The 13,526-nt window shown below is 67.0% G+C and carries 6 protein-coding genes and 9 pseudogenes; 13 read left to right on the forward strand and 2 right to left on the reverse strand.

Annotated elements, in window-relative coordinates; translation table 11 throughout:
• Window positions 1–663: 663 nt before the first annotated feature.
• Entirely contained in the window at window positions 664–849 is a 186-nt protein-coding gene (locus V5B44_RS25535; RefSeq protein ID WP_332362095.1) for a hypothetical protein, read from the reverse strand.
• A 129-nt stretch (window positions 850–978) separates the two neighbouring features.
• Here V5B44_RS25535 and V5B44_RS26935 point away from each other — a divergent pair.
• From V5B44_RS26935 to V5B44_RS25580, 7 genes and pseudogenes are all read left to right on the forward strand, one after another.
• Window positions 979–2,092: pseudogene (locus V5B44_RS26935) on the forward strand (AI-2E family transporter); the annotation flags it as partial.
• A gap of 67 nt (window positions 2,093–2,159) precedes the next feature.
• Window positions 2,160–3,713, forward strand: a pseudogene (locus tag V5B44_RS25555) (efflux transporter outer membrane subunit).
• A pseudogene (locus V5B44_RS25560) lies at window positions 3,710–4,845 on the forward strand (HlyD family secretion protein). Before V5B44_RS25555 ends, V5B44_RS25560 begins: the two co-directional pseudogenes overlap by 4 nt.
• 167 nt (window positions 4,846–5,012) lie before the next feature.
• Window positions 5,013–5,603, forward strand: coding sequence for a hypothetical protein (locus V5B44_RS25565; protein ID WP_332362097.1), 591 nt, complete (start codon window positions 5,013–5,015; stop codon window positions 5,601–5,603).
• A 94-nt stretch (window positions 5,604–5,697) separates the two neighbouring features.
• Window positions 5,698–5,892 (forward strand): hypothetical protein, encoded by a 195-nt coding sequence (locus V5B44_RS25570; RefSeq protein WP_332362099.1) that lies wholly within the window; start codon window positions 5,698–5,700, stop codon window positions 5,890–5,892.
• Window positions 5,893–5,897: 5 nt separating this feature from the next.
• Complete coding sequence (locus V5B44_RS25575) at window positions 5,898–6,134, forward strand: hypothetical protein (protein WP_332362101.1); 237 nt, start codon at window positions 5,898–5,900, stop codon at window positions 6,132–6,134.
• Between the two features lie 5 nt (window positions 6,135–6,139).
• Window positions 6,140–6,205: pseudogene (locus tag V5B44_RS25580) on the forward strand (two pore domain potassium channel family protein); the annotation flags it as partial.
• 62 nt (window positions 6,206–6,267) lie between these two features.
• Here V5B44_RS25580 and fabI read toward each other — a convergent pair.
• Window positions 6,268–7,066, reverse strand: a pseudogene (gene fabI / locus V5B44_RS25585) (enoyl-ACP reductase FabI).
• Window positions 7,067–7,566: 500 nt separating this feature from the next.
• On the opposite strand from fabI, the gene V5B44_RS25590 reads away from it, so the two are divergent.
• From V5B44_RS25590 to V5B44_RS25615, 6 genes and pseudogenes are all read left to right on the forward strand, one after another.
• Window positions 7,567–8,577 carry an ABC transporter substrate-binding protein gene (locus tag V5B44_RS25590; protein ID WP_332362103.1) on the forward strand — a complete coding sequence of 337 codons (1,011 nt, stop codon included), beginning with the start codon at window positions 7,567–7,569 and terminating at the stop codon, window positions 8,575–8,577.
• Window positions 8,574–9,074 (forward strand): ABC transporter substrate-binding protein, encoded by a 501-nt coding sequence (locus V5B44_RS25595; protein WP_332362105.1) that lies wholly within the window; start codon window positions 8,574–8,576, stop codon window positions 9,072–9,074. The genes V5B44_RS25590 and V5B44_RS25595 overlap by 4 nt, the downstream gene beginning before the upstream one ends.
• A gap of 400 nt (window positions 9,075–9,474) precedes the next feature.
• A pseudogene (locus V5B44_RS25600) lies at window positions 9,475–10,462 on the forward strand (ABC transporter permease).
• A pseudogene (locus V5B44_RS25605) lies at window positions 10,462–11,906 on the forward strand (ABC transporter permease). Before V5B44_RS25600 ends, V5B44_RS25605 begins: the two co-directional pseudogenes overlap by 1 nt.
• A gap of 63 nt (window positions 11,907–11,969) precedes the next feature.
• Window positions 11,970–12,077, forward strand: a pseudogene (locus tag V5B44_RS25610) (hypothetical protein); the annotation flags it as partial.
• A 75-nt stretch (window positions 12,078–12,152) separates the two neighbouring features.
• A pseudogene (locus V5B44_RS25615) lies at window positions 12,153–13,442 on the forward strand (oligopeptide/dipeptide ABC transporter ATP-binding protein); the annotation flags it as partial.
• Between the last annotated feature and the right edge of the window lie 84 nt (window positions 13,443–13,526).

The raw sequence follows: 13,526 nt of genomic DNA on the forward strand, positions 1-13,526 counted from the left end.
CGTTACCTCCCAGACCAGGGCGGGCGCCTTGGCGACGAGGATCAGAAATAGACCGCGAAACTGCGGATCCACAGGCAGGTATTTCTCGGCCAACTCGTGCTTGCGCTGATCGGGCGGGCAATGGATCAGGGGAATGCCCGTGTTCCCTCGCCCAGGCATGAACCCGGCGGCTGAAACGGCCAGCCATTTGCATCAGGTGGTCCGCATCCCGAGTGGCGTCCGATCCGGTCAGTGCTCGCCACCAGGTACGGAAAGCGCCACCTTGCTGGCCAAGCGGAAAGTAGCCGTTGAGCACGATGCGGTCGACGCAGTCATAACGGCCCTTCGAGAAGTTCCTCGTAATACGCCGACAGGTCATCGGGTTGTTTCATCGGAGGAGCCTCCGCGCACACCGGAAAATCCCGTTCATCCTTTGACCGCTGTAGCGCCAACGGATTCTTTCCCTCTCACCCGGCGTGAGAACGGCTGTTCGCCCTGAGCTACCCCTGACCGTAGAGTCGTCAGCTGGTCATCCAATGCGCATACGGACGCCATGGCATCACACCATCCCGACCACTCAGTTTTCGGCTGTTCTCCGAAGGAGAACCTCTTTTCCCAAGCGTAGTCTTGGGAAAAGCCTAGTCTCTTATGACTCAGGTCTTCACATTTCGTGAGCAGATTATGTCACGGGGTAGCGTAGGCGAGTGCCGGGACGATGCTTTGTTGAGTGATTCGACAAGCGGCGGCGATGGTAGAGCGGCCAAGGCGGGTAAGGTAGTAGCGATAGCCATGAACGACCGTCTTGAAGAGACCGAACTGGCGCAGGCGCCAAAGCTGGCGGGTGATGCCGGCCGGGGAAATCTGACGCAAGAAGGGGACAAGGTCGGCACGGCGGATGCCGCGGATGTTGAATTCGGGACGTTGGGACGTTGGAGCGCGCGCAGCAGGGCCTGCTGAGTGGCGTCGACGAAGGTAACCATCCCCCGGCAAAGCCGGGGGATGGTTACTTTATTGAACTTGAAGAAGGAGATCCCCGATGATTCCCCCCGCGAACCCGATCACGAACTGGAAGACCGCCTGTCGCGCCGCCTGCTCGACGTCTTCATCCGCGCCGGCCTGGTGCTGGCGCTCGTGCTGCTGTGCTACCACATCTTCTCGCCGTTCCTGACGATGATGCTGTGGGCGCTGATCCTGGCGATCACCCTCTATCCGCTGCACCAGATGCTCGCCGGGCGGATCGGCGGCAAGCAGGGGCTCGCGTCGACGCTGATCGTGCTGCTCGCCGTCGCCGTGATCGTCACGCCGACCGTCATGCTGGCCAGCCAGTTCGGCGACTCGGTGCATGACGTGGTCAACGGGGTGCGCGACAACACGCTCAGGTGCCGGCGCCGTCCGACAAGGTCGCTGCCTGGCCGGTGGTCGGCAAGAAGGTGCATGCGTTCTGGTCGCAGGCGCACAACGACCTGCCGGCACTGGTCAAGAACATGCAGCCCAAGATCGGCGAACTGGCGACCAAGGCACTGGGCATCGTCGCCGGCCTCGGCGGCGGCCTGCTGATGTTCATGTTCTCGTTCATCGTCGCCGGCATCATGATGGCCTTCGGCGAATCGGGCGCCAAGGCCATGCAGGCGATCTTCGAACGTATCGCCGGGCTGGCCCGCGGCAAGGAGTTCACCAGCTGTCGACGGCGACGGTGCGTGCCGTCGCCTCGGGCGTCATCGGCATCGCCTGCATCCAGGCGCTGATCATCGGCGTCTCGCTGATGATCGCCGGCGTCCCGTTCGCCGGCGTGCTGGCGCGTGGTCGTCCTCGTGCTCGGCATCGCGCAGTTGCCAGCGCCATCGTCACGCTGCCGGTGATCGGCTGGATCTGGACGAGCGGCGACTACGGTACCGACCCCGCTGCCGCCTACTCCGTGTCTGCTGTTCGTCGCCGGCATGGCCGACAACGTCCTGAAGCCGCTGATGCTCGGCCGCGGCGTCGATGCGCCGATGCCGGTGATCCTGATCGGCGCGCTCGGCGGCATGGCGACCGACCGGCATCCTCGGCATGTTCATCGGCGCCGAGCTTGCTGGCGCTGGGCTACCAGATCTTCATGCGCTGGGTCGCTGACAACCCGGAACGGCGCGGCAACCGGCCGCTGCCGATTCCTCCTCCACCACCGCCTGAGCCGATGCGGCGTGCTTCGCCGGCGCCCGGCCGCGCCTTCCTTCCTCGCCGCGGCGCTGTTGCTCGGCGGCTGCGCCGCGGTCGGGCCGGACTTCAAGCGGCCCGAGGTGCCTTGGCTGGCTGACTGGTCGGGCGGCTCGCTGACGACGCTGGCAGCGGAAAAGCGCGGCAGTCCGCGGCCGCAGACCGAGGAATGGTGGCGCAATTTCGACGACCCGGTACTCGACGCGCTGGTCGCCGAGGCGCAGCGCGCCAACCCGAACGTGCGCACAGCCGGCATGCGCATCATGGAGGCGCGCGCGCAACTGGCGATCGCCGGCAGCCTGCTCTATCCGCAGCAGCAGCAGGTGACCGGCAAGGTACTGCGCACGGGAACCGAGGCGAGCAGCGGGCCGGACAGCGCGCTGACGGCGTACAACATCGGCTTCGGCGTCGGCTGGGAAATCGATTTCTGGGGCAAGTTCCGGCGCAGCATCGAGGCCGCCGACGCCGCTACTTCGCCAGCATCGCCCAGTACGACGACATGCAGGTGCTGATGGCAGCGCAGGACGGCCTCTCTATGCGTCGATCCGCACCCTCGAGTTGCGCCTGACGATCGCCCACGAGAACGCCGCGCTGCAGAAGCGCAGCCTGGAGATCACCGAACGGCTGTTCAAGCACGGCAACGACTCCGAACTCGACGTGCAGCAGGCGAAGTCGCAGTACCTGAGCACGCTTGCCTCCATCCCGCAGACTCGAGGGCAGCCTGCGCCAGACGCAGAACGCGCTCTCCGTGCTGCTCGCCCGCCCGCCGGGACCGCTGCCGGAAATGGCGGCAGGCCGGGAACGCATTCCGCGGACCGAACTCGCAGTCGTCGCCGACATGCCGGCCGAGATGCTGCGCCGCCGCCCTGACGTGCGCGCAGCCGAGATGCAACTGGCGGCGCAGTCGGCGCTGATCGGCGTCAGCGTCGCCGACCTCTACCCGTCGATTGCGCTGCTCGGCTCGCTCGGCGTCTCGGCCACGTCGCTGTCCGGGGCGCCGCGGACAGTTCGACTGGGCGATCGGCCCGAGCCTGGTCTGGAACGTCTTCGACCACGGCCGCCTGAGCAACGAGGTGCTGGTCCAGGACGCCCGCTTCCAGCAGCTCTACGAGCAGTACCAGGGGACGGTGCTCGCGGCGGCGCGCGAGGTCGATGACGCCGCCGTCGGCTTCGTCGCCAACCGCGACCAGGTGCCCCTGCTCGAGGAGGCGGTCAAGGCGGCGCGGCGTTCGCTCGCTATCGCCACCCTCCAGTACCGCGAGGGGATGGCCGGCTTCGAGCGCGTGCTCGATTCGCAGCGCGCGCTGTTCAGCCAGCAGGAGCGGCTGGTCAACACCATGGGCAATGTCGCACAGAGCCTGGTCACGCTGTACAAGGCGATGGGCGGTGGCTGGCAGCAGGCGCGCGGCCGGCCGCTGGTCGACGACGCGACGCGCGAGACGATGGCCGAGCGCAGCGACTGGCGGGACATGCTGGCAGTGCCTCTGCCGCCACCCGATGCCGGTCCGCCACAGATCACACCAGAGAGGGAAGCACGATGAGCCAGGAATCGCCCAGCCAGGACCCGTCGACCGTAGCCGGCAGCGAAGCGCCGCAAGCCGGGCAAGGCAAGCCGGATCGGCGCGACGGTCGTGCTGGCGCTGATCGGCGGCAGCCTGCTCTGGTATTTTGCCGCCGATCGGCTGACGCCGTACACCTCGCAGGCGCGGGTGCAGGCCTTCGTCGTGCCGGTGGCCGCCGAGGTGGCGGGCAAGGTGCTCGCGGTGCACGTCAGGAACAACGACGACGTGGGGCGCGGGCAAGCCGCTGTTCGACATCGACCCGGAGCAATACCGGATCGCACTGCAACGCAGCCGCTCGGACTTCGAATCGGTGCGCAGCTCAGTCAATGCCTCGGTGGCGACCGTGAGGCGGCGCGCGCCTCGCTGCAGGCGGCGCAGGCCAATCACGTCAAGGCCGAAAAGGATGCGACGCGGCAGGAGGCGCTCTACGCCGAGGATCCCGGCGCGATATCGGTGCGCCGACTGGAGGTCGCGCAGGCGACAGGGGTCGAGGCGCGCAGCCGGGCAAAGGCCGCCGAGGCCGACCTGCGCAAGGCGCAGGAAGCCGCCGGCGAGAGCGGTGACAACAACGCGCAGTTGCGCAGCGCGCGCGCGGCGATCGAGAAGGCCGAGCTCGACCTGGCGCGCACGAAGGTGGTCGCCCCCGGCCGCGGCCGTCGTCACCGACCTGCGCACCGAAGTCGGCCATTTCGCCCAGGCAGGGCGCCGGCGATGACGCTGATCGCCATCCACGACCTGTGGATCAGCGCCGACATGACCGAGAACAACCTCGGCAATATCGACCCCGGCGACGAAGTGGCGATCGTCCTCGACGTGCTGCCCGGCGAAGTGCTCAAGGGCCGCGTGCGCAGTGTCGGCAGCGGCGTCAGCTCCGGCCAGCAGGCGCCGCCGGGAACGCTGCCGACGATCGAGAACAGCCGCGACTGGCTGCGCCAGGCGCAGCGCTTCCCGGTGGCGATCGAGTTCGATGCTGCGGAAGCCAAGCGTCTGGGCAAGGTACGCATCGGCGGCCAGGCCGAGGTGATGGTCTTCACCGGCGACAACTTCCGTCATGAACCTGCTCGGCGCGGCCTACATCCGGCTGATGAGCCTGCTCTCCTACCTCTACTGAGCGACCGATGATCGCTCCGGCGGACAAGGCGGTTCTGCGGCTGGCGGTCGGCCTCGGCCTGGCCGTGCTGGTCGCCTACGGGTTCGCGCTGCAGATGCCGCACGTGGTCTGCCTGATGGCCATGATGGTGCTGTGCAAGCCGGGCCCGCCGATCCCGCCGGCTCAAGGTGGCGGCCATTGCCCTGCTGCTCGCCGGCCTGCTGGTGATGGGGGTGCTGATGGTCCCCCTGCTGGAAAACTACGCGCTGGCCGGCGGTCTGCTGACCGGCGCGATCCTTTACGCGCTGTTCTTCTTCGGCATCCGCACCGGCAACCCGCTGACCATGATTCTGGTCGTGGCCTTCACGCTGATCCCGGTCGCCGGGGTGGCCGAGCAGGCGCTGGTGACCGTCGATCAGCGTGACGATCGCCGCCGGGATCGCCGTTGGCAGCCTGGTCGGCAGCCTTTCGCACGCCTTCTTTCCCGACGCGCCCGGTGCGGCCGCGAAGGCAGCCAAGGCCACCACCCCCAGCCGCGAGACGGCGAGCTGGATCGCGCTGCGCGGCACGCTGGTGGTGATGCCGGTGTTCGTCCTGGCGCTGACCGACCCCTCGTTCTATCTGGCGGCGATCATGAAGACCGTGTCTCTGGGCAGCAGGCGGGTTCGACCGACACCCGCTCGGCCGGCAAGGAACTGGTGGGATCGACGCTGATGGGGGCGGGATGGCCCTGGTCGTCTGGTTCGGCCTGTCGCTGTGGCCGAACCTGTGGATGCTGATGCTGTGGATGATGGCGGCCGCCCTGTGGGCCGGCGCACGGCTCTTCGGGGTCAGGCGCACGGCTTCTCGCCCGTGTTCTGGAACAATGCGCTGATGACCATGCTGATCCTGCTCGGGCCGGCGATCGAGGACAGCGCCAGCGGCACGGGTGTACTGGCGGCGTCCGCCGTTCGTGTCGGCCTGTTCGTCGGCGTCGCGCTCTATGCCTGGGCGACGGTCTGGCTGCTCGAGCGCTGGCGCGCGTCGAGAAGCGAGGCCTGTTCTTCCACCACGGCTGAAGGAGGATGAGCGGCATGATCCTGATTAACCTGGCAATCGGCTTGCTGACGATGATGATGTGCCTGATCGTGCAGGTGATGTTCACCTTCTGGAGCGTCCGCTACGTGGTGCGCCACGCGGACGAACCGGCACCGGCAGGGCACTGCTCACGGGTACCCGCTGCTGATGGCGATGGTGATCATGATGCTCGGCAATTTTCTGCAGATCATGCTGTGGGGCGCCCTGTTCTTGTGGCTCGGAGAGTTCACTGACTTCCATCGAGGCGGTCTACCACTCGGGCGTCAATTTCACGTCGCTGGGCTATGGCGACGTGGTCATGAGCAACGACCGGAAACTCCTCGGCCCGCTCGAGGCGCTCAATGGCATCCTGATGCTCGGCCTGATTCAGGCCGGCAGCGGTTCCGGATTCCCGAGCGCCGTGGTGTTCAGTCCGCCATCGACGTACATGATCTCGCCGGTGATGCCGCTGGCGAGATCGGAGAGCATGAAGGCGGCGGCGTTGCCGACTTCGTCGATGGTGATGTTGCGGCGCAGCGGTGCGTTGTGCGCGTTGTAGGCGAGCAGGCGCGAGAAGTTGCCGATGCCGGAAGCGGCCAGGGTCTTGATCGGGCCGGCCGAGATGGCGTTGGCGCGGATCCCTGCGGACCGAGGCAGAAGGCGAGATAGCGGGTGGCGGCTTCGAGGCTGGCTTTGGCGAGGCCCATGGTGTTGTAGTTGGGCAGGGTGCGTTCGGCGCCGAGGTAGGAGAGCGCGAGCAGGGCGGGGTTGCGGCCTTCAGCAGCAGCGGCCGGGCGGCCTTGGCCAGCGCCGGGTAGCTGTAGGACGAGACGTCATGCGCGATGCGGAAGGCGTCGCGGGTGATGCCGTCGAGAAAATCGCCTTCGATCGCTTCGCCGGGGGCGTAGGCGATCGAATGCACCAGCCCGTCGAGGCCTTCCCAGTGCTGGCCGAGGTCGGCGAACAACTGTTCGATCTCGGCGTCCTCGGCGACGTCACAGGGAAAGACCAGGGTGCTGTCGAATTCCTTGGCGAACTTGGCGAGGCGATCCTTGAAGCGCTCGTTCTGATAGGTGAAAGCCAGTTGCGCGCCTTCCCGGTGGCAGGCCCTGGCGATGCCGTAGGCGATCGAGTGCTTCGACAGCACGCCGGTGATCAAAATACGCTTGTCGGCGAGGAATCCCATGGGTTCTCCGGTAACTGAAATTGGCTTGTTGGCAGGTTCTTGTTCTGGATCAGCTTGACCACGCGATTATAAAGGATTCCACCCGCTCGCCGGCGATCGTCGTCGAGAGTCGGGCACCGGCCGCGGCCCCGGTTGCGCCGGCGGACCAAATCGAGCGGACTTCGCGCTACACTGCCGTCCCATGCCAGTTTTCCGTTCGCGCCTTCGTCGTCCTTTGTTGCTGCTCCTGCTCTCCTGCTGCCTGGCAGCGAGCAGAACGATCCCTATCCGCGCGCCGAGCGCGGCCGGAACATCCTCTATTCGGCGTTCACCGATCGCCCCAAGCATCTCGACCCGGTGCAGTCCTACACCGAGGACGAAATCACCTTCACGGCGCAGATCTACGAGCCGCCGCTGCAGTACCACTACCTGAAGCGCCCGTACACGCTGATTCCGCTGACCAGCGAGGCCGTGCCGGTGCCGCGCTATTACGACGACCGCGGGCCGCGAGCTGCCGGCCGATGCGCCCGGCGGCGATCGCGCACAGCGTCTACGAGATTCGCATTCGCCCGGGCATCCGCTATCAGCCGCATCCGGCCTTTGCCGCGATGCCGCCGGCCAGCCGCTGTATCGGGATCTCGATCGCGACAACTGCGCGGGATCGAGAAGATTGCCGATTTCCCGCAAACCGGCACGCGCGAACTGTCGCCGACGACTACATCTACCAGATCAAGCGACTGGCGCATCCGCGCCTGCATTCGCCGATCTTCAGCATGATGGCCGAGCGCATCGTCGGCCTGCGCGAGCTCGGCGCTGCCTGCAGGCAGAGGCCAGGCGCTGCCGTCCGGCGCCTGGCTGGATCTCGATCGCTTTGCGCTGGCCGGCGTCAGCGCGTCGATCGCTACACCTATCGCATCAGGCTGCGCGGCAAGTATCCGCAGTTCGTCTATTGGCTGGCGATGCCTTTCTTCGCGCCGGTGCCGCGCGAGGTCGACCGTTTCTACCATCAGCCCGGGATGGCCGAGAAGAACCTGACGCTCGACTGGTATCCGGTGGGCACCGGCCCGTTCATGCTGACGCAGAACGATCCCAACAGCCGCATGGTGCTCGAACGCAACCCGAACTTCCACGGCGAGACCTATCCCTGCCAGGGCGAGCCCGAAGACCAGGCGGCGGGCCTGCTGGCCGACTGCGGCAAGCCGCTGCCGTTCATCGAGCAGGCGATCTTTTCGCGCGAGAAGGAGAGCATTCCCTACTGGAACAAGTTCCTGCAGGGCTACTACGATGCCTCCGGGATTTCCTCCGACAGCTTCGACCAGGCGGTGCGCCTCGGCGTCGGCGGCGACGTGCAGTTGACCGACGAGATGCGCGACAAGGGGATCCGCCTGCTGACCAGCGTGCGCGCGTCGATCTTCTACATGGGCTTCAACATGCTCGACCCGGTCGTCGGTGGCCTGGCGAGCAGCCGACGAAGCTGCGGCAGGCGCTGTCGATCGCCATCGACCAGGAGGAGTTCATCTCGATCTTCATGAACGGCCGCGGCATCGCGGCGACCAGTCCGCTGCCGCCCGGGATCTTCGGCTATCTCGAAGGCAAGGAGGGCAGCAACCCGGTGGTCTACGACTGGGTCGACGGGCGGCCGCGGCGCAAGCCGCTGGCGGTGGCGAAGAAGCTGCTCGCCGAAGCCGGCTGGCCGAATGGTCGCCATGCCACGACCGGCGAGCCGCTGGTCCTGAATCTCGACACGACCACCGGCGGCATGGGCGAAAAGTCGCGACTCGACTGGCTGACGCGGCAGTTCGCCAAGCTCGACATCCAGCTCGTGGTGCGCTCGACCGACTTCAACCGCTTCCAGGAGAAGGTGCGCAAGGGGGCGGTGCAGCTCTATTACCTGGGCTGGAATGCCGATTATCCCGATCCGGAGAACTTCCTCTTCCTGCTCGCCGGTCCGGAGGGCAAGGTCGCAAAGGCGGCGAGAACGCCTCCAACTACGCCAATCCACAGTTCGACCGCCTGTTCGAGCAGATGAAGAACATGGAGAGCGACGGTCCGCGCGCGGCGAGCGGCTGGCGATCATCCGCCAGGCGATCGCGCTGCTGCAGCACGATGCGCCGTGGATCTACGGCTTTCACCCGAAGAGCTACACGCTGGGCCATGTCTGGCTGCACAACCGCAAGCCGACCGATGTCGGCAACAACATCCTCAAGTATCAGCGTGTCGACGTCGCCGAGCGGGAGCGTTTGCGGCAGGAATGGAATCGACCGGTGCTCTGGCCGCTGGCAGCGGCGACCGTGGTCCTGGGGGCTGTCCTGCTGCCGGCGGCGATCGCGCTATCGCCGTCGCGAGCGCAGCACGGCCCGCTGATGCGCGCGATCCGATCGCGCCGCAGCCGCCACTGCCGAGCGCGCCGCAGCGCCACGGCTTGAGGTATATTCGCCCACCATGCTCGCTATCTCGTCCGCCGCCTGCTCTACGCCCTGCCGATCCTGATCGGCGTCAACCTGATCACCTTTCGCGCTGTTCTTCGTGGTCAACACGCCCGACGACATGGCGCGCATGCAGCTGGGCGTCAAGCGCGTGACGCCGGAAGCGATCGAGCGCTGGAAGGCCGAACGCGGCTACGACAAGCCGCTGTTCATCAACCGGCGGCTTCCGGCAGCGCGTATTCACCGACACCATTTTCTTCACCAAGTCGGCGCGCATGTTCGCCGGCGATTTCGGGCGGCCGAGGACGGTCGCGACATCGCCCGCGAGATCACCACCCGGATGGGGCCGTCGCTGGCCATCGCCCTGCCGACCTTCATCCTCGGCCTGCTGGTGACCGTCTCGTTTGCCCTGCTGCTGACCTTTTTCCGCGCCAGCTATCTCGATTTCTGGGGCGTCGTCCTCTGCGTGGCGATGATGTCGATCTCGGGCCTTTTCTACATCATCGGCGGCCAGTATCTGGTCAGCAAGATCTGGAAGCTGGTGCCGATCTCGGGTTACGGCGGCGGCCTCGACGCCTGGAAGTTCCTCATCCTGCCGGTGCTGATCGGCGTCGTTTCCGGCATCGGTTCGTCGACCCGCTGGTATCGCACCATCTTCCTCGAGGAAATCTCCAAGGACTATGTGCGCACCGCGCGTGCCAAGGGGCTGTCCGAGGTGACCGTGCTCTTCCGGCACGTCCTGCGCAACGCGATGATTCCGATCCTGACCGGCGTCGTGGTCGTCATCCCGCTGCTCTTCATGGGCTCGCTGCTGACCGAATCGTTCTTCGGCATCCCGGGGCTGGGCAGCTACACGATCGACGCGATCAACGCGCAGGACTTTGCCGTCGTCCGCGCGATGGTGTTCATCGGCTCGGTACTCTACATCGTCGGACTGATCCTCACCGATCTTTCCTACACCTTCGTCGACCCGCGGATTCGTTTCAACTGATGCCTTTCCTGCCCGTCATCCTCTGGTCCGATGTGCTGATCTGGCTGCTGCTGGTCGGTGCCATCGCGCTCGGCGTGCTGTCGGCGCGCAAGCCGCTGCTGCGCGCGGCGTGGCGGCGGGTGGGCCGCAGCCGGGCGGGGATGGCGTCGGCGACGTGTTGATCGCCTTCGTCGTCGTCGGCCTGCTCGATTCGCTCCACTATCGCCCGCGCCTCGAAACACTGCCGGGCAGGGCGCCGCCGGCAGCGAACAGCAGCCGGCCGTTTACGCGGTCGAAGTGTTGTCGCTGCTCGACGGCATCCTGAGCCGCTGCGCACGCGCAACGAAAAGACCTATTCGGAACCGCTGGCGACGCGTGCGCACGCCAAGGAATCGATCGAGGTGCGCGATGCCGATGGCAGCTTCGACAGAGCCGCGACTACCCGCGCCTGAAATATGGCGGCGCGCATCTCGGCGCCGACGAGGCACGGCGCGATGCCGACATCGGCGAACGCGTCCTGCGCGCCACGGGCATTGCGCTGCTCGTCTGGTGGGCGCTGGCGGTCGCGACGGCGGCCGCTCTGGCGCGCGGCGCCGGCTGCTCGCACGGCGAGGCCTGGCGGCGCATCTGGCGCAACGAGAGTGATTTTGCGTGGAATGCGGTGCTCGCGGCGATCGCCGGGCTGCTGCTGCTCGGCCTGCCGCTGGCGCTGCTGGCGGTCGATTACCATGTCTTCGGCACCGACAAGGTCGGCCAGGACGTGCTCTATCAGGTGCTCAAGAGCGTGCGCACGGCGCTGGTCATCGGGCTGGTGACGACGCTGGTGATGTTGCCGCTGTCGATTTTGCTCGGCGTCGTCGCCGGCTACTTCCGCGGCTGGGTCGATGACCTGATCCAGTACCTGTACACGACGCTCAGCTCGATTCCCGGCGTGCTGCTGATCGCCGCCGCCGTGCTGATGATGCAGGTGGTGATCGACACCCATCCGCAGTGGTTCGCGACCGCCGCCGAGCGCGCCGACCTGCGCCTGCTGGCGCTGTGCTTCATCCTCGGGGTGACCAGCTGGACCGGGCTGTGCCGGCTGCTGCGCGGCGAGACGCTGAAGCTGCGCGAACTGGAGTACATCCAGGCGGCGCAGGCCTTCGGCGTCTCCGACCTGCGCATCATCGCGCGCCACATCCTGCCCAACCTGATGCACATCGTGATCATCGCGCTGGTGATGGACTTTTCGAGCCTGGTGCTCGCCGAAGCGGTGCTGTCCTACGTCGGCATCGGCGTCGATCCGACGATGATCAGCTTCGGCACGATGATCAACAATGCCCGCCTGGAGCTGGCCCGCGAACCGATGGTCTGGTGGTCGCTGGCGGCGGCCTTCGTTTTCATGTTCACGCTGGTGCTGGCAGCGAACCTGCTCGCCGATGCCGTGCGCGACGCTTTCGATCCCCGTCTGGCGGGGTCGGCATGAGCCGGGAGGCCAGCTTGAGCGAGCAAACGTGTTGCTCGTGCGTGCGCGATTTGCGCATCGCTTTTGTCAGCGGGCGCTCGCTGCTGCCGGCGGTCGACGGCATCGGCTTTCGAGGTCGCCGCCGGCGAGACGCTGGCGCTGCTCGGCGAGTCGGGTTGCGGCAAGTCGGCGACGGCGCTGGCGCTGCTGCGCCTGCTGCCGGCTGCCGGGCGGATCCCGGCGGCGAAGTGTCATTCGAGGGACGCGATCTGCTGTGCTTGCCGAAGCCGAGATGCGCGGCGTTCGCGGCGGCGGCATGGCGATGATTTTTCAGGAGCCGGCGACCAGCCTCAACCCGGTGCTGACCGTCGGTCACCAGCTGGGCGAGGTGCTCGAACGCCACCTCGGGCTTGCCGGGCAGGCGGCGCGCGAACGTTCGCTCGAACTGCTGACGGCGGTCGGCATTGCCGACCCGGAACGCCGGCTTGGCGAATATCCCTTCCAGCTTTCCGGCGGCATGAAGCAGCGGGTGATGATCGCCGTCGCGCTGGCCGGCAATCCGCGCCTGCTGATCGCCGACGAGCCGACGACGGCGCTCGACGTCACCATCCAGGCGCAGATCCTCGACCTGCTGCGTCGCTTGCAGGCCGATCGGGCGATGGGCATGCTGCTGATCACCCACGACCTCGGCGTCGTCGCCCAGATGGCGACCCGCGTCGGTGTCATGTACGCCGGCGAGATCGTCGAGGAAGCGCCACGCGAAGCCTTCTTTTCATCGCCGCGCCACCCGTATACGCAGAAGCTGTTCGCCGCCTTGCCCGATCTGGCGCGCCGCGGCGGCGGCTGGAGACGATTCCCGGGCAGGTGCCACCGCTGTCAGAGATGCCCGGCGGCTGTCGCTTCGCGGCGCGTTGCCCGCACGCCTGGGATCTGTGTCGTCAACAGGCGCCGGCCTGGCGGCAGGTGGCAGTCGGGCATCGCCTGCGCTGCCATCTCGATGGCCAGGAGGGCGCGGGGCGCGGGGTATCGGCGCGGCTGTGGTCGCTGCCGCAGCGCTGTCGGCGGGCAAGCGCCTGCGCTGCTTGCGGTCGAGGATCTGCGCGTGCATTTCCCGATCCGGCGCGGCCTCCTGCAGCGCACCGTTGGCTACGTGCGAGCGGTCGATGGCGTCTCGCTCGAACTGGCGCGGGCCGCACGCTGGCGCTGGTCGGCGAGTCGGGTTGCGGCAAGACGACGGTCGGCAAGGCGATCCTGCAACTGATCCCGGCCAGTGGCGGCAGCGTGCAGTTGCTCGGGCAGGAACTCGGCGCCCAGTCGCGCCGCGCCCAGCGGCCGCTGCGTCGGCGCATGCAGATGATCTTCCAGGACCCCTTCGCTTCGCTTAATCCGCGGCTTTCGGTCGGCGAGATCATCGGCGAGGGCATGAGCGCGCTCGGGTTTGATGCGACGGGGCAGGGTAACGGGGCGATCGCCGCCGTTCTGGAACAGGTGGGACTGGCTCCGGAGGCGCCGGGCGCTATCCGCACGAGTTCTCCGGCGGGTCAGCGGCAGCGCATCGCGATTGCCCGCGCGCTCGCCGTGCAGCCCGACCTGGTGATCTGCGACGAGCCGACCTCGGCGCTCGACGTGTCGGTGCAGGCG

This window comes from Candidatus Accumulibacter necessarius (genome assembly GCF_036625085.1).